This is a genomic window from Flavobacterium sp. CLA17 (genome assembly GCF_013112255.2).
GTDB classification, from domain to species: domain Bacteria; phylum Bacteroidota; class Bacteroidia; order Flavobacteriales; family Flavobacteriaceae; genus Flavobacterium; species Flavobacterium circumlabens.
In genome coordinates, this window is record NZ_CP068294.1 from 427,480 (window position 1) to 451,401 (window position 23,922).

Here is a 23,922-nt window from a genome sequence, read left to right on the forward strand (position 1 = left end):
AATCTTATAATTAGTAATTAAACATATTTCACTGTGATTAAAAAATTATTCTTTTTAGCAATGGTAATCAGTTTCTTTAATAGAACGGAAGTATATGCACAACAAGGAAAAGTAGACCGAACCTTTAATACAGCTGACGATGGAGTAATCGGTGATGGATTTGATAATAGTGTAAGAACTTTATTTTTACAATGGGATGAAAAGCTCATTGTTGGCGGAGATTATTTAAATCTAAACGGAATACCATCGCCGTATTTAACCCGTTTGAATGCCGATGGTTCAATTGATGAAAGTTTTAACACAGGAAAGGGTTTAAACGGAAAAGTTTACAGCTCTTATGTTCAGTTAGATGGTAAAATTATCATTGGAGGAAGTTTTACAGCTTATAATGGCACAAGTTCAGGAAGGCTGATTCGTTTAAATAGCGATGGCTCACCGGATCTATCATTCAATACAACGATTGGAGCAACAAACGGAATCATATATAAAATCTGCCAGCAAACGGATGGAAAAATTCTTATTGTTGGCAGTTTTACCAAATACAATAATGTTACCGTAAACAGAATTGCACGCCTTTTACCCAATGGGGTATTAGATAATTCTTTTACTACAGGAACTGGTTCTCCCTTAACCATTACCAATGCTGAAATTTTAAACGATGATAAAATTCTTCTGACTGGAAATTTTACTGCTTTTAATGGAATTGCAACTAACAGAATTGTTCGCCTGTATCCTGATGGGAGAGTTGATCAGGGTTTTAATATCGGAACTGCTTTTAATGATGATGTAAATGCAATAGCAGTGCAGCCGGATGGCAAAATTATCGCAGGCGGAAAATTTACAGCGTATAACGGAATTATAGCCAAAAGAATTATTCGGTTAAATGAGGACGGAACCCTTGATAATACCTTTTTTTCTGGCTCAGGTTTGAATAAAGACGCAGTTCATATTATTAAAGTTGATGCTTCAGGTACTATTGCGATTGGAGGATCATTTAACGGTTTCTATGATGATAGTGAGGTGAACCGCCTGTTTTTTTTAAATCCGGACGGGACTCTGAAAAGTGATTTTTATACAGAATCAGGGCCTGGTTCTGCTTCCGTTCTGGCTTTAGAAAATAATGCAGATGGATCTTGGTATGTCGGAGGATCGTTCTCCGTTTTCGATGGTCTCAATCAGGGCAGACTGGCTAGAATTAATGCTGATGGAGAATATGATACAACTTATTTATCAGCAGGAATTGGTTTTAATAATTCTGTTTTAAAAGTTCTGGCTTTAGAAAATAAACAGACTATGGTGTTTGGGAATTTCAATAAATTCAATGGAAAATTAAATTCAAAAATTGCGAGGCTTCTGGAAAACGGAACAGTGGATGATACTTTTAATTTGGCGCAACAGGGCGCCAATAATGTTATAAAAACAGCGGTTTTGCAAGAGGATGGTAAAATTGTTTTTTCTGGAAATTTTACAAAATACAATGGATTGAGTTCTAATAGAATTGCACGCATTTTATCTGATGGAGCAGTTGATGGAACATTCAATTTAGGTTCAGGATTCAATAATCAGGTATATGCGATGGCGATTCAGCCGGATCAAAAGATTATTGTGGGGGGTAATTTCAGTTTATATAATAACGCACCAGCTAATAGAATAGTCAGATTGCTGCCAGATGGTTTGCCTGACGTCAGTTTTAATGTTGGTTTGGGTGCTAACGCGATTATTGACGTTATTATCATTCAGCCCGATGGAAAAATTTTGGTTGGAGGTCGATTTACTTCTTTTAATAGTCATCTATTTCCGGGTTTAGTACGCCTGAACAGTAACGGAAGTATAGATTCCGGTTTCAGTACAGGAGCCGGTTTTGATAAAAATGTATATGCATTAGCCTTGCAGTCAGATCAGAAAATAATTGTTGGGGGATCTTTCCTAATGTACAACGGTATTTCTCAAAAACGGATTCTCAGATTGAACCCAAACGGAGATTTAGACACTACATTTGATTCAGGATCAGGATTTAGTAAAGGAGATGTTTTAGCCATTCTCATACAACCTGATGATCGCATTTTGTTAGGGGGGACTTTTTCGGGAACTTATAAAACGAAATCCTCTTTAAGAATGATAAGGTTACTAAAGACAGGAGAATACGATAGTAGTTTTCAGGCTGCTTTAAATAATAAGTTGCACACTATGACTTTTACATCCGATCATAAACTGATGATTGGAGGAGATTTCAATTCTGTTTCCGGACTGCCCAAACATAGAATTGCACGTTTAAAGATTTGTCTGGAAAAGACATTCTGGGATGGTATTTCCTGGTCTAATGGCTTTCCGTCGGGAGGCAAAGAAGTTACTTTTACAGAAGACTATTCAAATTTAACAACGGCTAATACCTGCAGTTGTAGAATTAATGAAGGAAAAACGGTCACACTTTTAAGTGGAAATACGTTAAAAATTGAATTCGATTATAATGGTTCAGGAACTTTGATCTTAAATGATACAGCCAGTTTGTATCAGGATGATGATGAAATCATAAATAAGGGAATTGTCCAGGTTATTAGAAAATCGTCTCCTGTTTTAAAATTTGATTACACCTATTGGTCCTCTCCTGTAGAAAATCAAAAGTTAATTGATGTTTCTCCAAATACATTGGCCGACAAATTTTTCTCCTATAATTATCTCCTCAAAAATTGGTATATCGAAAATCCATCAAACAGTATGGTTTTAGGAAAAGGATATATTATTCGTGGTCCTCAGGATTTCTCCACAACAGTAGCTTCCAGATTCGAAGCCCTCTTTAAAGGGATTCCCAATAATGGAAAAATTACGTTAGATTGGGGAGAAGGGGATACTTTTAATTTGATTGGAAATCCGTACCCATCGGCTATTAATGCAGATTTATTTTTAGATAAAAACAGTGAAAATATTAAAGGAGCTCTTTATTTCTGGACACATAACACTCCAATTACGAACTATGAATATTCTTCAGATGACTATGCAGTTTATAACTTACTGGGAGGTGTAGGGACAAGACCAGCATTATCTTCAGGCATAAATGAAACAATACCGGACGGAACAATTGCTTCCGGGCAGGCCTTTTTTGCGCTGAGTAAAAATACTGGAACTGTTGAGTTCAATAATAGTATGAGAATTATCGGCAGGAATTCGATTTTTTTTAAGGCATATACAAACCTTAAAAACACAGAAAAATCAGGAATGGAAAAACATCGTATTTGGCTGAACCTTGAGAATACAAAAGGCGTTTTTAAACAAATTTTGATTGGGTATATTCAGGGAACATCTGATTTGACAGCAGATAATGATAAGTATAACGCTGAATCACTTAATGGGAATGAATATGTAGATTTTTTCAGTATTATTGAAAATAGAAATCTTGTCATTCAAGGTTCTAGTGCGCCTTTTATTATGTCAGATTCTGTTTCAATCGGGTATCATACAATTGTTGATGGGGATTTTACTATCAGAACAGATCATATGGATGGACTATTCGAAAATTTGAATGTTTATCTCGAGGATAAAACGTTGAAAGTAATCCATAATTTAAAAAATGGCCCCTACTTATTTAAAACTTCCAAAGGTACTTTTAAGGAACGTTTTATAATACGCTACAGCGACAGGAGTTTAAAAAATATAAGCTTTGGAAAACCTGACGATTCGGTTTTGATCGCAGTAAAAGACAGAATAATAAAAGTACAATCGACAAAAGAAAAAATTCAGGAAATTGCTGTTTTTGATATTTCGGGTAAGTTGATTTATAATAAAAAAACAATTAATGAAGCAGAGTTTCAGTTGCCAAATTTACAACTGGGGAAACAGATTTTGCTGTTAAAAATTATGTTAGAAAATAATTACAAAATAACCCGAAAAATTGTTCTGCACTAATAAGGCATCGTATTACTTCTTGAAAAAAAATCATTTTAGACAAAAAAAGCAACTTTTACGTATGTCTAAATGTTAAAATATATTTCTTTTTCTATTCAAAATTGAATATTTTGCTGTTTTTTAGGACAAAAGATTCATCTCATTTCAAAAATGCATTTCGTCGACAAACTCTTATTTTAAAGGCTAATAAGTTCTTTTTGAGCGGTATGTAAATAGGGTTAGTGTTAAATTCTTACAATTTAATTTGAAATATTTGACCACTGTGTAGATAAAATCGTACCTTGTTGTAATACTTTCATAATCAACGTATTTATAAGCCAATCAGGGACATTTTGTGTTACGAAAATTGTTTCTTTTTTATCTGCCGAAATATAGATTGCTATTTTGAATACCACTAAATAAAAACAGCATTTTAGTAGTTTTAGTAATAAGATGGGTTTTGTAATCAGTATTACTTTTTATGGTATTTAGAATTTAATGTTACCAGACTTCCCCCAGTGTTTGGTTTTTCTTTTTTCTTTTAACTTAAAAACTAGTCTGATGAAAAAAAAATTACCATCTTTTCTGTTTTCGTTTTCGATGCATTGTTCTTCTCAAGCTAATTTGCATTATTTAGAAATTCCGTTTTTTAAGGCAAAACTTTCTTTTCTTTTTTTATTTGTTTTTGCTTCTTCAGTGGCCCAGACCATATCACATACCTACACAACGAATACTTCCGTATTTGTCCCTCCCGGATTGAGTACAATGACTGTTCAGGCATGGGGAGCCGGAGGCGCCGGAGGAGGCTCCAGTGTTCCCGGAGGAGGTTTCGGAAGAGGTGGAGCAGGTGGTGGTGGTGGCGCATACGCAACAGCAACGATATCAGTTTCTACTCTAACCAATACCAATATAAGTCTAGTTGTAGGGGCACAAACAGCCGGTACAACTGGTAATGGTGCAAATGGAGCCAGCTCAACAATTACAGGTTTTGAAACTGTAATTTTAGCAGTCGGAGGATCAGGTGGTACAGCAAATACTACAGGTGGTAGTCCAGCTGGTGGTACAGGAGGTCAGGCTTCTGCCTCATTTGGTAATCCCGCTACAAAGACTTCGGGTAGTAACGGTGATCCTGGAGGAACTTCACTGTTGAGTCTTTTGTTTTCATCCGGTAAAGGAGGAACGGGTGCTTTGCCTGGAGGTGGAGCTGGTGGAGCTGCTATTGCTAGTGTAATTTTAGGCGTAAATAGTGTAGGTAATAATGGAACCGGCCCAGGTGGTGGGGGCGGGGGTGCAATGACCGCGGGTTCAGGAGGTCCATTGGCTGGAGGTGCGGGTGCTCAAGGGCAAATTAAAATTGACTATACTTGCCCAACTTACAGTATTACCGGAATTTCAGCAGCAAATGCTTGTACTTTAGCAGGAACTTCTTTGGTCACACTAACAGGAAGTGCTGCTTCTTTACCCGTAGGTACTTATACCGTAACGTATAACCGTAGTAATCCAACTGGCACCGCACTTATCGCAACTTTAACTGTTGCTGTGGCGGGAACGGGGACTTTTACCGCAGTCGGTTTAACTGCTGCCGGTACACCTACGATTACGGTTACAAATCTGGCATCAGGTGAATGTACATCAACTATTGGTTCTAATAATGTAGCTAACTTAACTGTTTTCGGCCCGACAGCTGGAGGAGCTGTAACTGGTACTTCACCAATTTGTTCCGGGGCAACGAGTGGTTTGTTAACCTTAAGTGGTCATACCGGAACAATCTTAAATTGGGAGTCATCAGTTAGTCCATTTTCAACCTGGACAAATATTAGTAATACAACTACAACTTATACTTCCGGGCCTCTTACTGCTACTACTCAATTTAGAGCTATTGTTCAAAATGGACCCTGTGCTTCCACACCTTCAACTCCTGTAACGATAACCGTAAATCCGCTGCCACAGGGAAGTTTAACAGCAAATGGCCCCTTTTGTGCAACAGGAGCAGGACAATTAACCTTTACAGCAACAGCCGGAACAGGTCCCTATACCATAGTTTACAAAGAGAACGGAGGAGCCGATCGTACTGCCACAAATGTTACCAGCGGTACTCCTTTTGCAACATTTACAACTCCGGTTATTGCTTCAACAACCTATACTTTGGTTTCTGTAACAGGAGCAAATACTTGTGTGCGAAGTTCCGTATTTACCGGGGGTTCTGCCACTATAACCGTAAATCCGCTGCCACAGGGAAGTTTAACAGCAAATGGCCCCTTTTGTGCAACAGGAGCAGGACAATTAACCTTTACGGCAACAGCCGGAACAGGTCCTTACACGATAGTTTACAAAGAAAACGGAGGAGCCGATCGTACTGCTACAAATGTTACCAGCGGAACTCCTTTTGCAACATTTACAACTCCGGTTATTGCTTCAACAACCTATACTTTGGTTTCTGTTACAGGATCTAATAGTTGTGTCCGAAGTTCAGGATTTACAGGTGGTGCTGCAACAATTACAATTAATCCAATACCGGCTACTCCGATTAACGGTGGAATTACACAGCCAACATGTGCCCTACAAACAGGTACCATAGTTTTAACAGGATTACCCAACATTAGCAATTATACGATCGTACAAACTGGTTTTTCTTCGAATACTTACAATGGAGGCAGTGGTCCCGATCCAACAACCTACACGGTTACAGGACTTGCGGCCGGAACATATAATTTTACTGTTCAGTATACCGGCAGTTGTGTTTCATCATCCTTATCTAATATTACAATAAATCCGCTTATAACGAATACCTACACTATCGCCGGAGGCTGGTCAAACGGAACACCTACCATAAATCAGAATGTAATTTTTGCGGATAATTATGCTATAACGGGAGATCTAAACAGTTGTACCTGCAAGGTGAATCCGGGAATAAAAATAACCGTAACGGCACTAAATACTTTAACGGTAAACAATGGTTTAATTGTTGATTCAGCATTAGGAACGGAATTAATATTTGAAAATAATTCGAGTTTAATTCAAATCAATAATAATCCAGGCATAAATTCCGGTGCTATCACTTACAAACGTACTGCTAAACAAATTCTTTTGGCTGATTTTGTATACTGGTCAACACCAGTAAGCCCGCAAACATTATTTGATGTATCTCCTTTTACTTTGGCGGATAAATACTTTGGCTATAATGGAACAAATTGGGTGATTACTCCCGGAAATACTACGATGGTTGTTGGTAAAGGCTATATTATTCGCGGACCGCAAACGTATTCAAATGGAACAAGAGAAGATTATACTGCTTCTTTTAATGGTGTTCCGAACAATGGGACGCTGTCTGGCGAGATTATGGATGCTGGTAAGTCCTATTTAATCGGGAATCCATATCCTTCTGCGCTGGATGCAGATTTGTTTTTGGATGCAAATTTATTTTTAGACGGAACCATCTTTTTTTGGACTCACAATACTCCTGTAGGAACAGCGGCCCAATACGAATATAGCGACGATGATTATGCCAGTTACAATAGGAGTGGAGGTGTTGGGATATCTGCAAAAAGTTCTCCCGGACATACAGATAATCCGGCAACAGATGCCGGAGTAAAACCAACCGGCAAAATTGCTGCGGGACAGTCTTTTTTTGCAACAACTGTTAATTCCGGAACACCTGTTTTTAATAATACGATGAGATTAGGAGGTACAAGTAATAACCAATTCTTTAAAACAGCAAACACATCAAAAAAAGCAGATTTGGAGAGACATCGTTTATGGCTTAATATGACAAACGAAGGAGGGGCTTTTAAACAATTGCTAGTGGGTTATATAGAAGAAGCGACAAATGGTTTCGACAATAGATTTGACGGAATAACCCTTGATGCCAATCCCTTTCTTGATTTTTATAGTATAAACGGTACTTATAAATATGTTATTCAGGGTCGCGCACTGCCTTTCTCAGATACCGATACGGTTCCCTTGGGGTATCGTTCTGCTATTGTAAGTGATTTTACAATTTCAATTGATGATTCGGATGGTAATTTAGTAAATCAGGCTATTTACATCGAAGATAAAGTAACAGGACTGGTACATAACTTAAGGGACAGTAACTATACGTTTTCAAGTGCAATAGGAGTTTTTGACAATCGCTTTATATTGCGTTACAAGGATACATCGTTGGGAATAGATGAGTTTGAAAACTCCGGAAAAGAAATGATAATAAGTACGAAAGATAAAACAATCAGTATTTATGCTCCTGAAAAAATAATTAATGAGATTCTTATTTATGACGTAACAGGGAACATGATCTATAAAAAATCAGATCTTAACGATCCTGCCTTTCAAATTGTAAATTTAAGATCTCAAAATCAGGTTCTTCTGGTGAAGGTGAAGTTAGCCGACAATACGATAAGCACTCGGAAAGTTATATTTTAGATTTTAAAAAATACTTGTAAAAAGGCAGTTTTACTATTTGGTAAAACTGCCTTTTTTTAGGATCTGTTTAAAGAAGTCTGGTGCAAATTTTCATGAGTATTCCGGATTGCTTTTTCATTTTTGTAATCAATCCATTTTTGGCCTTTGAATTTCCGCATCATAATATCAAAATGACGCATGATGAAAACATTATAAAATGCTTTTGATAAATTAGAGATATTTGTTGGGAAAGAACGCAGACTCATGGAAAATCCGGGTGTCAGATATTTCATGTAATGCCAATAGCCTTCCGGCATGTACAACATTTCACCATGTTTGAGATTTGTAATATACCCTTCTGCATTTTGGAGTGCCGGCCATTTTTCGTAATCAGGATTATCAAAATCGATGTCTTCTCTTGAAATTAGTGCATGCGGAACTTTGTACATATATTTTGATTGTTCGGGAGCAAACAACATACACTGTTTTTCTCCATGAAAATGAAAATGTAAAATATTGGAATAGTCAATATCGTAATGCATAAAGACTTTCGAATTTTGCCCTCCAAAAAACAACATAGGCATTTGCCGGACTAATTTTAAGCCGATATCGGGCCATAGAAAATCCTTGTTTAAGGCTGGCACCTGCTTCATTAAATTATAAAGAAAAATACGGTAATTGGTAGGTCTTTGTTCTAAAAGATCAATATAATCGCTCATTTTCATCTTGGTATGAGCTTCATTAAAGCCATCCTTGTGATTTACGGGCCTGTTGTCGTATAAGGGAACAATTGTATTACCGGCGATTTCTTTTATATAGGAAAGTTTCCATTTATCATAAGCCGGCCAGTCTTCGGTCAGCTGTTCAATAACAACGGGAATTTGTTTTTTGACGTATTGGGAAATAAAATCAGTTTTTGAGATTTTATTGACCCTTTCGATTTCTTTTAACTTCATCTCTTAAATAAAAAAATTGCTTATAACTCTGTGTTACAAGCAATTTAAAAATATTGGAAGAGATTTATTAACTCTTTTAATTAATTTTTTGATTTAATCGAAGCCTCAAGATTTCTTTCAATTGAATGTCCCGGTCTTGACCATTTTGGTTTTTCACCTAACGGAGCAAATTGAGAATCTCCTGCTTCAACGGTTTTTGGCTGTGAAACCTTAGTAAATGGTTTCTGCGGATTCAATCCTAATAACTCAAACATTTTCATGTCTTCCTGTACATCCGGGTTCGGAGTAGTAAGTAGTTTGTCTCCTGCAAAAATAGAATTGGCTCCTGCAAAAAAGCACATGGCCTGTCCTTCACGGCTCATATTGGTTCTTCCGGCAGACAAACGAACCTGCGTATCCGGCATTATAATTCTTGTGGTAGCAACCATACGGATCATTTCCCAGATTTCAACTGGTTTTTCTTCTGCCAGAGGAGTTCCTTCAACAGCCACTAATGCATTAATAGGTACTGATTCCGGCTGCGGGTTTAATGTAGAAAGAGCTACAAGCATTCCTGCTCTGTCTTCGATACTTTCTCCCATTCCGATAATTCCTCCGCTGCAAACCGTAACATTGGTTTTACGAACGTTTTCAATTGTTTCTAAACGGTCTTCAAAAGCACGTGTCGAAATTACATCTTTATAATAATCTTCAGAAGTATCTAAATTGTGATTGTAAGCATATAATCCTGCTTCTGCCAAACGTTGTGCCTGGTTTTCGGTAATCATTCCCAGCGTACAGCACACCTCCATATCGAGTTTGTTGATGGTACGAACCATCTCTAAAACCTGATCAAATTCCTCTCCGTCTTTTACGTTTCTCCACGCAGCTCCCATGCAAACACGAGATGATCCGCTGGATTTTGCACGCAAAGCCTGAGCTTTTACCTGGCTTACGCTCATTAAATCATTTCCTTCAACACCTGTATTGTATCGGGCAGCTTGTGGGCAATAACCGCAATCTTCAGGGCATCCTCCGGTTTTTATCGATAACAGCGTAGAAACCTGTACTACGTTCGGATCGTGTTTTTCTCTGTGAATCGTTGCTGCTTCATAAAGCAGGTCCATCATAGGTTTATTATATATGGCGATTATTTCGTCTTTTGTCCAGTTGTGTTTTGTAATGCTCATTGATACAATTTTTTGATGCTTCAAAAGTAGTTAAATTGTTCTAATCAACCAATGATGTATTCTGTAAATGAATATTTAGCAGGTTTTTTCAAAAAAGAAACACTCTAAAATCATAGAATTATATTTTTTTATGATTTTAGAGTGCTAAATTGTTGGTTTTATTTTGAAAAACTAATCCGCTACATATTTATTATTCCAATACAACATCATCATTAAAGTGACAATTACCGATGATGCTATTCCTTCAAATAATAAACAGATGCAATAGGTTGGTACAGAAGGATCTCCGCCAAACATAAAAGTCGACGAAAGTGTTTTTACATACGCATCACCGCCTCTTGCATAACTGTAAACCAGTAATCCGAATACACTCAATGCCACACCAACCACAGAAGTTGCCATTGCAGAAACGGCATTTGAAACAAAATTGGTTTCACCTTCCTGCAGGTTCATTCGCATGGTTTTATTTACACCATAAAATATAAAAAATACATTGAGGGTACGCAGGTAAAACAAATCGGCAAGCCCTAATACATTCATCAGTAAAAAATAGATGCCAATTCCAAGGAATATTAAAAAACCGTTGGTGATTTCTTTAGGTAGTTTCATAATGGTTATTTTTAGAGAAGTTAATAGTAAACAATTGACAAACAGTGCTGTATATCAAATTTACTAAAAAAATAACTACGATGATTTAAAAAATAACAAAAAGTACGCTTTGGCCTTTTCTAAAGCTGACCAATAAAAGCCATTGCCGTTTTTTTATCCTGATTTAATTGCTCTTTCAGCAGCTCAACAGAACCAAATTTTTGTTCTTCACGAAGATAATTCAATAAGGAAACTTCAATTTTGTGCCCGTAAATATCAGTATCAAAATCAAAAAGGTGTACTTCTATGGTTTGTTTTTCTCCATTTACAGTTGGGTTAAAACCAATATTCATCATTCCGAAAACCTCTTTTCCATTGATCAGGGTCTGAACGACGTAAACGCCATTTTTTGGAATTTTTTTATATTCTTCTTCAATCTGAATGTTGGCCGTTGGAAAACCTATAGTGCGCCCGAGTTGTTTTCCTTTTACCACTTCACCACTCAGGAAATAAGCATAACCTAAATAATCATTGGCTAAAGCGATATTTCCTTCGTCTAAAGCTTTTCTGATTTTAGTAGAACTTACAGAAACATCCTGGATCTCTTCAGCTGAAATTTGCTCCACCTCAAAACCATATTCTTTTCCGAAAGCAATTAAATCATTAATGTCAGCAGTTCTGTTTCTGCCAAAACGATGATCATGACCGATAATTATTTTCTGAATATGAAACTGATCCACCAGAATAGAATGTACAAACTCTTCGGCTGTTAATCTTGAAAAACTTTCGTTAAATGGATGAATAACAAGATTTTCAATTCCGGTTTGTTCGAGAAGTTTTGTTTTTTCGGAAATCGTATTTAAAAGTTTTATTTCTGATTTTTCCTGGAGGACCATTCTCGGATGCGGGAAAAAAGTAAGAACCAGACTTTCGTATTTGCCGTTTTCAGTGTTTTGCGTAATTCGCTCCAGAATTTTTTTATGACCAATATGCACACCATCAAAGGTGCCAAGAGTTAAAATAGTTTTCTTGGTTGACCGAAAATCGTTTATAGAATGAAAAAGCTTCAAAGCAAATTATTTAAGATGGTGCAAATTTATACTATCTATTTTAAAATTGATGCTCAGCTGAATTGATTTTTAATGAAATTTAGTTTCTTTTTGTTAAAAACAGGCCACTCGTCGATGAAAAGCAATTAAATGTCTAACATATGTAAGAATTTAATTTAATTGGTTTATTTTTGATGGCTTCAAATACCACTGATTTATGAAAAAACTATTACTTTTTATAGCAATTATTTTCTCTTGCGCCAATGTGAATGCTCAAAACGATGCTTTGTGGCAAAAAGTGAACCCAACTTCTGTTTTTAATAGAAAAGTAACTGCTGAAGATTCAGAAAAGTTGTATTTTAAATTAAACGCAGATTTCCTGAAAGAAAAACTGACAGCGGCAACGGATAAAAAATCAAAAAGTAATACTTCAGAAATTACTGTCCCTAACACAAATGGAGTTTTAGAGCGATTCACTATTTGGGAATCCTCTAATCTTGATGCGGAATTACAGGCGAAATACCCGGACATCAGAGCGTATGAAGGAGCAGGGATTGACGATAAATCGGCAAAAATTCATTTTAGCCTTTCGCCGGCCGGTTTGCAATCTATGGTACTTCGCGTAGATAAAAGCCCGGAATTTATAGAAAGCAATCCTGATGATAAAACGCAGTATGTGGTTTTTGCTTCTAAAAGTACTCTTGCAAAAGCAACATTAAATTGTTCTACAAAAGAAGTTTCAAATAATCAAAAAACAGCAAAAAACGCCCCTGCCTCAAAGGAAACCGCAAACAACAAGGTTTTTAAAACTTTGAGACTGGCCCTGTCTTGTACAGGAGAATATACAGCTTATTTTGGCGGAACTAAGGCAGGAGCACTGGCTGCAATGAATTCCACATTGACGAGAGTAAATGGAATTTTTAACAGAGACCTGGCGATCAAATTAGTTTTGATAGCAAATAATGACGCCCTTATTTATACCAATGCTGCTACTGATCCCTATTCTAATGCTTCTGAAGGAACGGATGGCGCCTGGAATCAGGAAGTCCAGACTACTCTGACAAACGTAATTGGAAATAGTGCGTATGATATCGGACATTTATTTGGTGCTTCAGGCGGAGGAGGAAATGCAGGATGTATAGGTTGTATTTGTGTGAATCCGACAGCTTCCGAACCTGACGGAAAAGGAAGTGGTTATACCTCACCCTCTAATGCAAAACCGGAAGGAGATACTTTTGATATTGATTTCGTAATTCACGAATTTGGACATCAATTAGGAGCTAATCATACATTTTCATATGATGGCAGTGAAAGAACAAATGTAAATGTGGAGCCGGGAAGTGGTTCTACCATTATGGGATATGCCGGAATTTCTGAGGATTATGACGTACAAAATAACTCAGACGATTATTTTGCCTATGTTAGTATTTTACAAATTCAAAATACACTTTCAAGTGTGAGCTGTCCTGTAAGTACGGCTTTAACCAATAATCCGCCAACCATAAGTGCGGGTCCCGATTATACAATTCCAAAAGGAACCGCTTTTGTGCTAAAAGGAACAGGTTCTGATGCAGAAGGAAATACAATAACTTATTGCTGGGAAGAAAACGATAACGCAACAAGCACATCCGGGGAAACCAGTAAAGCGTATCCAACAAAACCGGACGGAGCATTGTTCCGTTCTTTTCTGCCGGTTAGTTCGCCGATTAGATATATGCCACAATTAGATGCTGTGCTGCAAAATAAATTATCATCTACCTGGGAGTCCGTTTCTAACATTGCCAGAACTTTGAATTTTACTTTAACGGGACGGGACAATGCTGCTCAGGGAACAGCGCAGACCAGAACAGATGCTATGGTCGTGGTGGTGAATGCAAATGCAGGGCCATTTGCTGTTACTTCTCAAAACACAGATAATATTGGCTGGGCAAACGGAAGCCAGCAAACGATTTCCTGGAGTGTTAATAATACTACTGCTTTGGCAGGTTCTACAAATGTAAATATTAAACTTTCTACAGATGGTGGTTTAACATTTCCAATCACATTAGTATCCGGCACACCAAATGACGGTTCGGAAATTATCACTGTTCCGGCTGACATTAAAGCAATGACCTGCAGGTTATTGATTGAGCCAACGGCTAATATTTATTACGCTGTAAACAGCAATCAGTTTGCGATTGGTTACACCGTTTCAACAAATTCGAATACGTACACCTTCAATACTCCAATCGCAATTCCCGATGGAAATTTAACTTATACAACAAGAATAATTACGGTGACTGCTCCTTTTAGTACAGCAAAAAACAGCATTACGGCAAGCATGAGTGATGGTCAGAAAACGGCAAAAAATGCAGTTGCTGAAGATGGAACCGCTATTAGTGATGTAGATCTGAATATTAATTTTACACATACTTATTTATCAGATGTTCAGATTAGTATTATGAGTCCTGAAGGAACTATTGTTAATTTGTTTGACGGAAGTTGTGGCAGTTCTTCAAATACGTTGTCTTTAAAATATGATGATGCAGGAAGTGCAATCTCTTGTGCTGAAAAAACGTTGCAAACTGTTTTCCCGGCTGGTAAATTAAGTGCATTTAATAATGAAAGTCCTTATGGTGACTGGACCTTAATGGTTCGCGATATTGATGCCGGACAAGTAGGAACTATAAACTCGGCATCGATTACCATTCAGGCGCAAAAATATACGTTAGGGACTGATGAAGTTGCAACTGCTATTGATTTTGCTCTTTTTCCAAATCCAAATAAAGGAAGTTTTACAATTCAGTTTACACCGGAATCCAATTCGGGAGTTCAAGTTTTGGTATCTGATATTTTGGGAAGAACGATTTATTCACACGCTTTTGAACCGTCAGCTGATTTTAATGAAAACATTCAGCTTTCTAATGTGACTTCAGGAATTTATCTGGTAAGCGTTATTGATGGTAATCGAAAAACAGTTAAGAAGATAGTAATTAACTAATTTGTAAAATTTTAGTGCGCCATTGCCATACAAACGATGCTGATTTTTGCTCCCGGAATTTTTAGCAGGGCGCGTGAACAAGCTTCGAGTGTGGCTCCGGTAGTCAGAACATCATCGACAATTAAAAAATGTTTATGATGGCTTTCTGCTGAGAAAGTGACGTCAAATATATTTTCTATATTTTCGGATCTTCCTAAAAGATTCTTTTTTGATTGTGTTTTCGAATATATTTTTCGATATAAAACAGCATCATCATAAGTAATGTTTAAACCTTCAGCTAAGGCTTTTCCAAAAGTACTGACCTGATTATAACCTCTTTCTTTAAATTTTCTTTTATGGAGCGGAACCGGAATTACAACATCAAACGGAGTTTCTAATTTTAGTTTTTTTAAATCTTCTACATACCAGTTTCCTAAAATAGTTCCGATTTCCTCCCGGGCTTTGTATTTTAGGTTGTGAATGAGTTCCTGAACAATACCTTTTTTATTAAAGTATAAAAAGGCAGACGCATGCTCAATGTCAATTTTTCCATAAAACTTTTTGACAGCTTCATTTTTGGAATCCAGGTAATATTGCGTCAAAGGCATTTCATGTCGACATTTACTGCACAAGACCGTTTCATAAGTCATTAAAACTGTATGGCATCCGGCGCAAACTTTAGGAAAAAACAGGTCAATAATATAATTAAACACAAATAGAAAGAATTTAGTTACAAAAATAACGAAATCAACGCTTCAATCTTTATTATTTTTCTTTTTTTTAAACGTACTTTTTATATTTTTGCATCACTATGGCAAAACAAGAAGATATATTTAAGAATGTGGTTTCGCACGCAAAAGAGTACGGATTTATTTTTCCGTCAAGCGAAGTATACGATGGATTAAGTGCAGTGTATGATTATGCACAGAATGGCGTCGAGTTAAAAAAGAATATCCGTGAATATTGGTGGAAATCAATGGTTCAGATGAATGAAAATATTGTTGGCCTTGATGCCGCAATATTAATGCATCCGACTACCTGGAAAGCTTCAGGTCACGTTGATGCATTCAATGATCCGTTGATTGACAATAAAGATTCGAAAAAAAGATACAGAGCTGACGTTTTAGTGGAAGATTATGCTGAAAAGTTAAATCTAAAAGCTAAAAAAGAAATCGAAAAAGCAAAAGCTCGTTTTGGTGATGCATTCAACGAACAAGAATTTATTACGACAAATGCTCGTGTGGTTGAATATTTGGCTAAAGAGAGAGAAATTCTGGAAAGACTTGCAAAAGGTATGAGCGAAGATCTTCAGGATGTAAAAGCGCTAATTGAAGAATTAGAAATTGCTGATCCTGAAACGGGTTCAAGAAACTGGACAGACGTAAAGCAATTCAACTTAATGTTTGGTACTAAACTTGGAGCTTCTGCAGATTCTGCAATGGATTTATATTTACGTCCGGAAACGGCGCAGGGTATTTTTGTGAATTTCCTGAATGTACAAAAATCAGGTCGTATGAAAATTCCTTTTGGAATTGCCCAAACCGGTAAAGCTTTTAGAAATGAGATTGTTGCAAGACAATTTATTTTCCGTATGCGTGAATTCGAACAAATGGAAATGCAATTTTTCGTTCGTCCGGGTGAAGAAATGAAATGGTACCACCACTGGAAAGAAACACGTTTAAAATGGCATTTGTCGTTAGGTTTAGGGAAAGAAAATTACCGTTTTCATGATCACGAAAAACTAGCGCATTATGCCAATGCAGCAGCAGATATAGAGTTTAATTTTCCTTTTGGATTCAAAGAATTAGAAGGGATTCACTCTCGTACTGATTTTGACTTAAAAGCGCATGAAAAATTTTCAGGTAGGAAATTACAATATTTTGATGCTGAACTGAACGAAAATTACGTGCCATACGTAGTAGAAACTTCAGTAGGTTTAGATCGTATGTTTCTGTCTGTCTTTGCAACTTCTTTGCAGGAAGAAACATTAGAAGACGGTTCAACAAGAACAGTTTTAAAATTACCATCAGTTCTGGCGCCAACAAAAGCAGCAGTTTTACCATTGGTTAAAAAAGACGGATTACCTGAAATTTCGAAAAAAATTATCGAAGATTTAAAATGGGATTTCAATGTTGCTTACGATGAAAAAGATGCGGTAGGACGTCGTTACAGAAGACAGGATGCTTTAGGGACTCCGTTTTGTATTACAGTAGATCACCAAACAATCGAAGACGAAACAGTAACCATTCGTCACAGAGATTCAATGAAACAGGACCGTGTAAAAATAGCGGAATTAAAAGACATTATTGAAAACGAAGTCTCGATGAAAAACTGGTTAATGAAAATGTAATTTTTTTACAGAAAAATAATAAATAATCCCAAATTCCGTCAGGAGTTTGGGATTTTTTTAATTTAGGCGATACATTGATCAGATGTTTTTGTGTTTTGTCTTTTTATGTTAACATTTGCCTGTAATGTATCAACAATTAAATTTTTAAATAATTGTTATTCGTAATTTTAGTGGTAGATAAAATCAAGACCTTCCCATATTGAAAAAGTATTCGTATATTATTATTGATGATGATGCTGAAAGTAGTCTGAAGACCAAAACTGTTGCAGAAGGTTTTTCAGAGTTAACTTTTTTGGCATCAGCTGCGAATGGGCAACAGGGATTAACTTTGATTTTACAGCACCAGCCGTCACTTGTTTTTTTAGAAATTGATCCCAAAAATGCATCGGGCGATTTATCGCTTTACTTCATCAGTGAACTGTACCGGTATTTGTCGGTCCTGCCCAAAATTATTGTTACGACCTTAAAAAAAGAATGGGCTTACGATGCGATTCAATATGGTGTTTTTGATTATTTGCTAAAACCCGTTTTGGAAACGGATTTGCTTAAAACTATTTTAAAATTAGATAAAATAGCCCTGGAGGCACGATTTCTTAAAAGAGCGGACGATTGTAGTACTGCTGCTATTCCCTTTATTAAAGGAACCACGAATATCGAAAAACCTCTGGTTATCTGTATAAAGTCGTACGGTGATTATCGCTATCTTAATGCGTCTGAAATCAGTTATTTTCAGGCAGACAATAATTCAACCGATATTTATCTTAATTCCGGTGAAATGGTTACTGCTTTTAAAACACTCAAGTATTTTGAGAATGTACTTTCCTATCCTTTTTTCCGAATTCATAACAGTTACATTATTAATCGAAATTATGTAGCACGTATTCATAGCGGTAACTCAGTTTGTTACATCAAAAACTCTTCAAAAAAAATTCCTTTCTCAAAAACCTACAAATCAAATGTAGACTTAATTATTGCTAATTTTTCTGAAGGTAATTACTTAGAAGTCTAAAAATTAAGTAATTACATACATTTCAGGCTCATTGACTATCAATTGGGCATGTTTTACCACAAACTTATTTTTTCATACAATATTTTTTGGTTCTCAACGTAGCTTTGTCCCATGATTGCAATACAGCGGTCATATACCCCAAATAAAAAATCACAAACAAACACCCCAAAAACATGAAAAAAGCAGCTTTAACAATCGGATTATTTTCTTTAGTAATGGTAACAACTTCTTTTACTACTCCTGACACTACAAAGAATATCGCTAATGACGAATTAAGTATCATAACACCAATTGATGGTCAGGGTACAAGAGATGGCAGACAAAAGCACGATTTTACACGAACTGTAAATCAATCAGATTTAAATAATAATCATTCAAGTAACTTAAGCGCTGATGGTCAGTCTTTAAGAATGAATGTCAAAATGGATTAATCAGATAAAAGTTAAAAATTTAAGAAAAGGCTGTCAATTTTTTGATAGCCTTTTTTTTCGTCTTTAGTTTTACTATTTTTGGTAAAATTCAAGAAAGCTGTTGAAAAATAACTATTTAATATTATTCTTTTTATGTGTTGTTTTTTATGGTTGTACCCAAAAAAATCAAAGAGATAAAAATGTAAGCTTGTCAAAAGATAGCCTCGCTACGTACTTGTCATTAGCAAGTGATATAAATCTGCCTTTTAACTACAGGCAGCAATATAATAAAAAAGCTCTAAGCACAATTATAGAGCAAAAAGACGATTCTATTAATAAAGTAAATCTTTTTAAAGTCGCCAATCGATATTATAACATGAACGATTGGAAATCTTATCTGCAAACCACAAAATTAATTTTAGAAAGGGCAACGAATTCCCGCGACTCCATCCACATGGCTAAAGCATATAGCTATTTGGGAGACTATTACAGATCTCAATCTATATCAGACAGTTCATTTCTGAATTATTTTAAAGCTGAAAAAATTTATCTGAAGATCAATGATCGAAATAATCTGGCTAAAACCTTTCTGGATAAAGCAAATCTTCAATATAATGGAGGTGATTACTTTGAAAGTGAAATCAGTGTTTTTAAAGCGCTTCGTATTCTGAAAAAAGAAAATAATGTTAATGATGTGCTCTTTGACTGCTATAATTTACTTGGAATATTGTACAATGAACAAGAGGAATTCGATAAGGCTCTTCAACTGCACAAAATTGCCTTAAATACCCTTGCAGACAAATCTATTCCAGCCGATTATCAATTGGAAGCAACGTCATTAAATAATATAGGATTTGTTTATTTAAGAATGCAAAATTACAGGAAAGCCAAATTATACTTTCAAAAAAGCTTAAATCAAAAAAATTTATTCGAAGAAAATACTACTTTATATGCTATCGTATTAGACAATTTAGCTTATTCGAAGTTCAAATTAAAGGAATCTGACGGGTTGCCAAAACAATTCTTTGAAGCTTTGAAAATAAGAGATAGTCTTGGACTAAAATCAGGAGTTGTATTAAATAAAATACATTTATCTGAATATTATGCTTTTAAGAAAGATACTTTCAAGGCCATTCAGTATTCAAAACAAGCATTAGTTTTATCTAAAAATTCAAATAAAATAAGGAACATATTAGAAGCTCTTAAACAAATTGCCGTTGTTGATCATGCAAATGCTTCTGTTTATTCACGGGAATATATCCGGCTCAACGATAAAATGCTGAAAGCGGAGCGTAAAATGGGTGAAAAATTCTCCCGTATTGAATACGAAACGAATGAGATAAAAGACCAAAACTCGAATCTGCAGGAAAAGAATAAAACCCTGGTGTATGTTTTTAGTATTTGTACTTTGGTGGGTTTGTTTTTTTATGTGTACAAAACCCAGCAGGCCAAAAACCGGGAATTACTTTTTAAGCAACAGCAGCAAATTGCGAATGAAGATATTTATAACCTGATGATTTCCCAACAGAATGACATCGAAATGACCCGCATCAGGGAAAAGAAAAAAGTGGCACAGGAGCTGCATGATGGTGTTTTGGGAAGAATGTTTGGGGTACGGATCAGTCTGGACAGTCTGGATAAGATCGATGAAGCGGAAGCTGCCTTAAAAAGAAAAAAATATTTAACGGAACTAAAAAACATAGAGGAAGATATACGCGAAATTTCACACGATCTAAATAGGGAAAAATCAGAATTAATTAATAATTTTGTTTTGATTCTGAACAAATTGTTTGATAATCAACAAAACACCTATCCTTCTCAACTCATAACTGCTTTTGATTCTCAGATCAAATGGGAACTGGTTAGCAATGCAGTTAAGATTAATTTATACAGGATTGTTCAGGAAGCATTGCAGAATTGCAATAAGTACGCAAAAGCCAAAACGATAAAGGTCGAATTTAAGAGTGAAATAAATTACCTGGTTTTATCTGTTTTTGATGACGGGGCTGGATTTAATCCCCAAAGAACAAAAAACGGGATAGGATTGCATAATATCGAATACAGAGCTGCAGAATGTAAGGGTACCGTAACCATTAAATCTGCCAAAGGAGAAGGAACCCTGCTTTTAGTAAAAATACCCATCGATCAAAAAATTAACCTACAGAAGAAATGACAGTTGACCCCAACACTTTAGTTTCACAATTAATAAAGCAAAATATATTAATTGTAGATGATCATCCTTTTATTATTGAAGGATACAAAAATGCAATTACGCGTTACAATACGAAACAATACGAATTTGTGATTTCGCAGGCCTACGATTGCAGATCCGGATATGATTTGATACAAGATGAAGCAACGCCGGATTTTGATATTGCTTTTTTAGATATCAGTATGCCATCCTATGAAGAAAAGGATATTTTTTCAGGAGAAGATCTGGCCAAATTAATCTCAAAAAAAATGCCGCGCTGCAAAATCATTTTATTGACGATGTATACCGAATTGCTGAAAATTAAAACAATAATCAGGACCATAAGCCCGAACGGTTTAATTATTAAAAACGATCTGACCTTTGATGAACTGCTTTTTGCATTCGACAGGGTAATGAAAAATGAAAAATACTACAGCCAGTCGGTTCAGAAAATGTTAAGTCAGGCGCCGCATAATTCGATAGAAATTGATGAATTCGACAAACAGATTTTATTTCATTTGTCAAAAGGAACTTCCGTAGCCGATATGCCGCAGTACATTCCAATTTCTTTAAATGCGATAGAAAAGAGAAGAACCAATTTAAAAGAACTTCTCAAAATAAAATCAGGATCTGACGAAGATCTGCTAAAGGAAGCCAAAAGTAAAGCACTTTTCTAATGCAAAATTCCAAATTCCAATAATGCTGTCATTGGAATTTGGAATTTTTTATTTGGAATTTTTAAAATTTATTCACTCAAAGCATCCCAGCCACGTGCTTTTAAGGCAATTTTACTATTCGCACGCGTCACTAAATGAATTCCTTCACTTTCATCTGCCATATGACCAATAACCGAGAAGTTCGGATTGCCTTTTATTTTGTCAAAATCATTAATGTCAATCGTAAATAACAATTCATAATCTTCCCCGCCATTAATGGCAACCGTAGTACTGTCAATATTAAATTCTTCACAAGTCGATATAAATTGGGGATCTAACGGAAGTTTGTCTTCGTATAAATTACAACCTACTTTTGACTGTTTGCACAGATGAATAATTTCAGATGATAATCCGTCCGAAATATCAATCATGGAAGTTGGCTTGATTTCAAGAGCATGCAATAAAGTACGGACATCTTTTCGCGCTTCAGGTTTCAACTGACGCTCGATCAGATAACTGTACATATCTAAATCCGGCTGGCTGTTTGGGTTTACCTGAAAAACCTGTTTTTCACGTTCCAAAACCTGTAATCCCATATATGCAGCGCCGATATCTCCCGTAACAACAAGCAAATCGGTATGTTTGGCACCATTTCGGTATACAAGTTCTTCTTCATTAGCTTCACCAATGGCGGTAATGCTGATAATTAAACCTTTTTGCGATGAAGTAGTATCTCCGCCAATAACATCAACTTTATATTCTTTTGCAGCATGCGTAATTCCTTCAAATAATTCTTCTAAGGCTTCCAGTGGAAAACGATTAGAAACGGCCACAGAGACCGTTATTTGAGTTGGTCTGGCATTCATGGCGCAAATGTCAGATATATTTACAACGACAGACTTGTATCCTAAATGTTTTAAAGGCATATAAGCCAGGTCAAAATGTACGCCTTCAATCAGTAAATCCGTAGAAACAACTACTTTTTTGTCTTTAAAATCAAGAACAGCTGCATCATCTCCAATACTTTTTAAAGTAGATTCCTGAGTAACATCAAAGTTTTTGGTCAAATGTTCAATCAGGCCAAATTCTCCTAATTGCGCTATACTGGTACGTTGTGGATTTTTATCTTCGATCATTTTTTTAAGGTGCAAAGTTTTTAAAGGTGCAAAGGTACAAATTTTAATCGCTTAATACAGCAGACAAACAGCAGTGTGTCTTTGGTATCTATCGGAAACACTTGTAAATCTCCTCTTTTTTTAAATGATATTTTTTTCGCATCTTTAATAGAATAAAAAATTCAGAAAATGAAAACATTTGATATCGTTACACTTACCGTAAATCCTTCCGTAGATAAAAGCACTCATTTTTCAGGTCTGATTGCTGAACATAAAATAAGATGCGAAAACCCAAAATTTGATGCTGGCGGCGGCGGAATAAATGTTTCTAAAGCTATTGTACGTTTAGGCGGAAGTTCATTAGCCGTTTTTACATCAGGCGGACCAGTCGGTGAAATGCTCAAAGATTTAGTCAAAAAAGAAGGAGTCATTTTTGAAGCCATTCAGACCGTAACACCAACGAGGGAAAACTTTATTGCAGTTGATGATACTACGAATTCTCAATATCGTTTTGGATTTTCCGGTAATATCTTATCTGATTCTGAGGTTAAAAAAATCCTTGAAACAATTTCGGATTTAAAGCCGGGGTTTCTGGTAGTAAGCGGAAGTTTAAATGAAGGTTTATCAACTGGTTTTTATCAAAAAGTGGCCGAAATTGCCAGGAAATCAAATTCGAAATTAATAGTGGATACTTCCGGAGAAGCTTTAAAGAAAGTGCTGGAAACCGGATCCTACCTGATTAAGCCAAATGTAGGCGAACTGGCAAAATTAGTCGGAGCCGAACGCCTGGAAATGGAGGAAGTCAATGAAGCTGCCAAAAAAATCATAGCCAAAGGAGGAGCCGAAATTGTAGTCGTTTCTCTCGGTCCTCAGGGAGCAGTTTTGGTTACAAAAGATGCTTATGAATATGTTCCGGCGCCAAACGTTGCCAAAAAAAGTACCGTTGGAGCGGGAGACAGTATGGTCGGGGGGATGGTTTGGGCATTGTCTCAAAATAAAAGTTTAAAAGAAGTTATTCGGTGGGGAGTGGCCTGTGGCTCTGCCGCAACAATGAACGAAGGAACACAATTGTTTAAGCCTGAAGATGCCAATCGTTTGTTTGAATGGTTGAAGGAAAAGTAATTTTGGTTAGAAGTTCTGCTACTTGGCCCTGTATTAGACCGGACCTGTTTTTAAAGGCTGTGGGTTTTATACCG

Annotated in this window: 15 protein-coding genes; 9 read left to right on the forward strand and 6 right to left on the reverse strand. The window is 36.2% G+C overall.

The genetic code is table 11. From position 1 onward, the window contains the following. Positions 1-33: 33 nt before the first annotated feature. On the forward strand, positions 34-3,900 hold the full coding sequence (locus HAV12_RS01820; protein ID WP_240345220.1) for a T9SS sorting signal type C domain-containing protein: 3,867 nt from the start codon (positions 34-36) through the stop codon (positions 3,898-3,900). Between the two features lie 540 nt (positions 3,901-4,440). Further along, positions 4,441-8,295 (forward strand): T9SS sorting signal type C domain-containing protein, encoded by a 3,855-nt coding sequence (locus tag HAV12_RS01825; RefSeq protein WP_171568222.1) that lies wholly within the window; start codon positions 4,441-4,443, stop codon positions 8,293-8,295. 56 nt (positions 8,296-8,351) lie between these two features. Here the strand turns inward: HAV12_RS01825 and HAV12_RS01830 are convergent, their stop codons facing one another. The 4 genes from HAV12_RS01830 to HAV12_RS01845 all read right to left on the reverse strand — a co-directional run bounded on the left by HAV12_RS01830 (position 8,352) and on the right by HAV12_RS01845 (position 12,057). Further along, on the reverse strand, positions 8,352-9,230 hold the full coding sequence (locus HAV12_RS01830; RefSeq protein WP_171568223.1) for a cupin-like domain-containing protein: 879 nt from the start codon (positions 9,228-9,230) through the stop codon (positions 8,352-8,354). An 80-nt stretch (positions 9,231-9,310) separates the two neighbouring features. Beyond that, on the reverse strand, positions 9,311-10,399 hold the full coding sequence (gene bioB, locus HAV12_RS01835) for a biotin synthase BioB (protein ID WP_132037169.1): 1,089 nt from the start codon (positions 10,397-10,399) through the stop codon (positions 9,311-9,313). Positions 10,400-10,570: 171 nt separating this feature from the next. After that, positions 10,571-11,008 carry a hypothetical protein gene (locus HAV12_RS01840; protein WP_132037170.1) on the reverse strand — a complete coding sequence of 146 codons (438 nt, stop codon included), beginning with the start codon at positions 11,006-11,008 and terminating at the stop codon, positions 10,571-10,573. Between the two features lie 119 nt (positions 11,009-11,127). Next, the gene (locus tag HAV12_RS01845; protein WP_171568224.1) at positions 11,128-12,057 is read right to left on the reverse strand and encodes a bifunctional riboflavin kinase/FAD synthetase; all 930 of its coding nucleotides are present in this window, start codon (positions 12,055-12,057) and stop codon (positions 11,128-11,130) included. A 196-nt stretch (positions 12,058-12,253) separates the two neighbouring features. Here HAV12_RS01845 and HAV12_RS01850 point away from each other — a divergent pair, with 196 nt between their 5' ends. After that, entirely contained in the window at positions 12,254-15,016 is a 2,763-nt protein-coding gene (locus HAV12_RS01850; RefSeq protein WP_171568225.1) for a reprolysin-like metallopeptidase, read from the forward strand. A gap of 11 nt (positions 15,017-15,027) precedes the next feature. Here HAV12_RS01850 and HAV12_RS01855 read toward each other — a convergent pair whose 3' ends face one another. Further along, a complete protein-coding gene (locus tag HAV12_RS01855) occupies positions 15,028-15,645 on the reverse strand; it encodes a ComF family protein (protein WP_171571617.1) in 618 nt (205 codons plus the stop codon). Positions 15,646-15,806: 161 nt separating this feature from the next. On the opposite strand from HAV12_RS01855, the gene HAV12_RS01860 reads away from it, so the two are divergent. The 5 genes from HAV12_RS01860 to HAV12_RS01880 all read left to right on the forward strand — a co-directional run bounded on the left by HAV12_RS01860 (position 15,807) and on the right by HAV12_RS01880 (position 21,632). After that, a complete protein-coding gene (locus tag HAV12_RS01860) occupies positions 15,807-17,345 on the forward strand; it encodes a glycine--tRNA ligase (protein ID WP_171568226.1) in 1,539 nt (512 codons plus the stop codon). 199 nt (positions 17,346-17,544) lie between these two features. Next, complete coding sequence (locus HAV12_RS01865; protein WP_171568227.1) at positions 17,545-18,354, forward strand: LytTR family DNA-binding domain-containing protein; 810 nt, start codon at positions 17,545-17,547, stop codon at positions 18,352-18,354. A gap of 173 nt (positions 18,355-18,527) precedes the next feature. Then, positions 18,528-18,785, forward strand: a complete 258-nt coding sequence (locus tag HAV12_RS01870) for a hypothetical protein (protein WP_171568228.1) — start codon at positions 18,528-18,530, stop codon at positions 18,783-18,785. A gap of 187 nt (positions 18,786-18,972) precedes the next feature. After that, complete coding sequence (locus HAV12_RS01875; RefSeq protein ID WP_306462580.1) at positions 18,973-20,937, forward strand: tetratricopeptide repeat-containing sensor histidine kinase; 1,965 nt, start codon at positions 18,973-18,975, stop codon at positions 20,935-20,937. Continuing rightward, positions 20,934-21,632: a response regulator transcription factor gene (locus tag HAV12_RS01880; RefSeq protein WP_132037177.1), complete on the forward strand. Its 699-nt coding sequence runs from the start codon at positions 20,934-20,936 to the stop codon at positions 21,630-21,632. Before HAV12_RS01875 ends, HAV12_RS01880 begins: the two co-directional genes overlap by 4 nt. 68 nt (positions 21,633-21,700) lie before the next feature. Here HAV12_RS01880 and thiL read toward each other — a convergent pair whose 3' ends face one another. Continuing rightward, the gene (thiL, locus tag HAV12_RS01885) at positions 21,701-22,747 is read right to left on the reverse strand and encodes a thiamine-phosphate kinase (protein ID WP_171568229.1); all 1,047 of its coding nucleotides are present in this window, start codon (positions 22,745-22,747) and stop codon (positions 21,701-21,703) included. A gap of 168 nt (positions 22,748-22,915) precedes the next feature. Here thiL and HAV12_RS01890 point away from each other — a divergent pair, with 168 nt between their 5' ends. Continuing rightward, positions 22,916-23,848 carry a 1-phosphofructokinase family hexose kinase gene (locus HAV12_RS01890; RefSeq protein WP_171568230.1) on the forward strand — a complete coding sequence of 311 codons (933 nt, stop codon included), beginning with the start codon at positions 22,916-22,918 and terminating at the stop codon, positions 23,846-23,848. Positions 23,849-23,922: the final 74 nt, after the last annotated feature.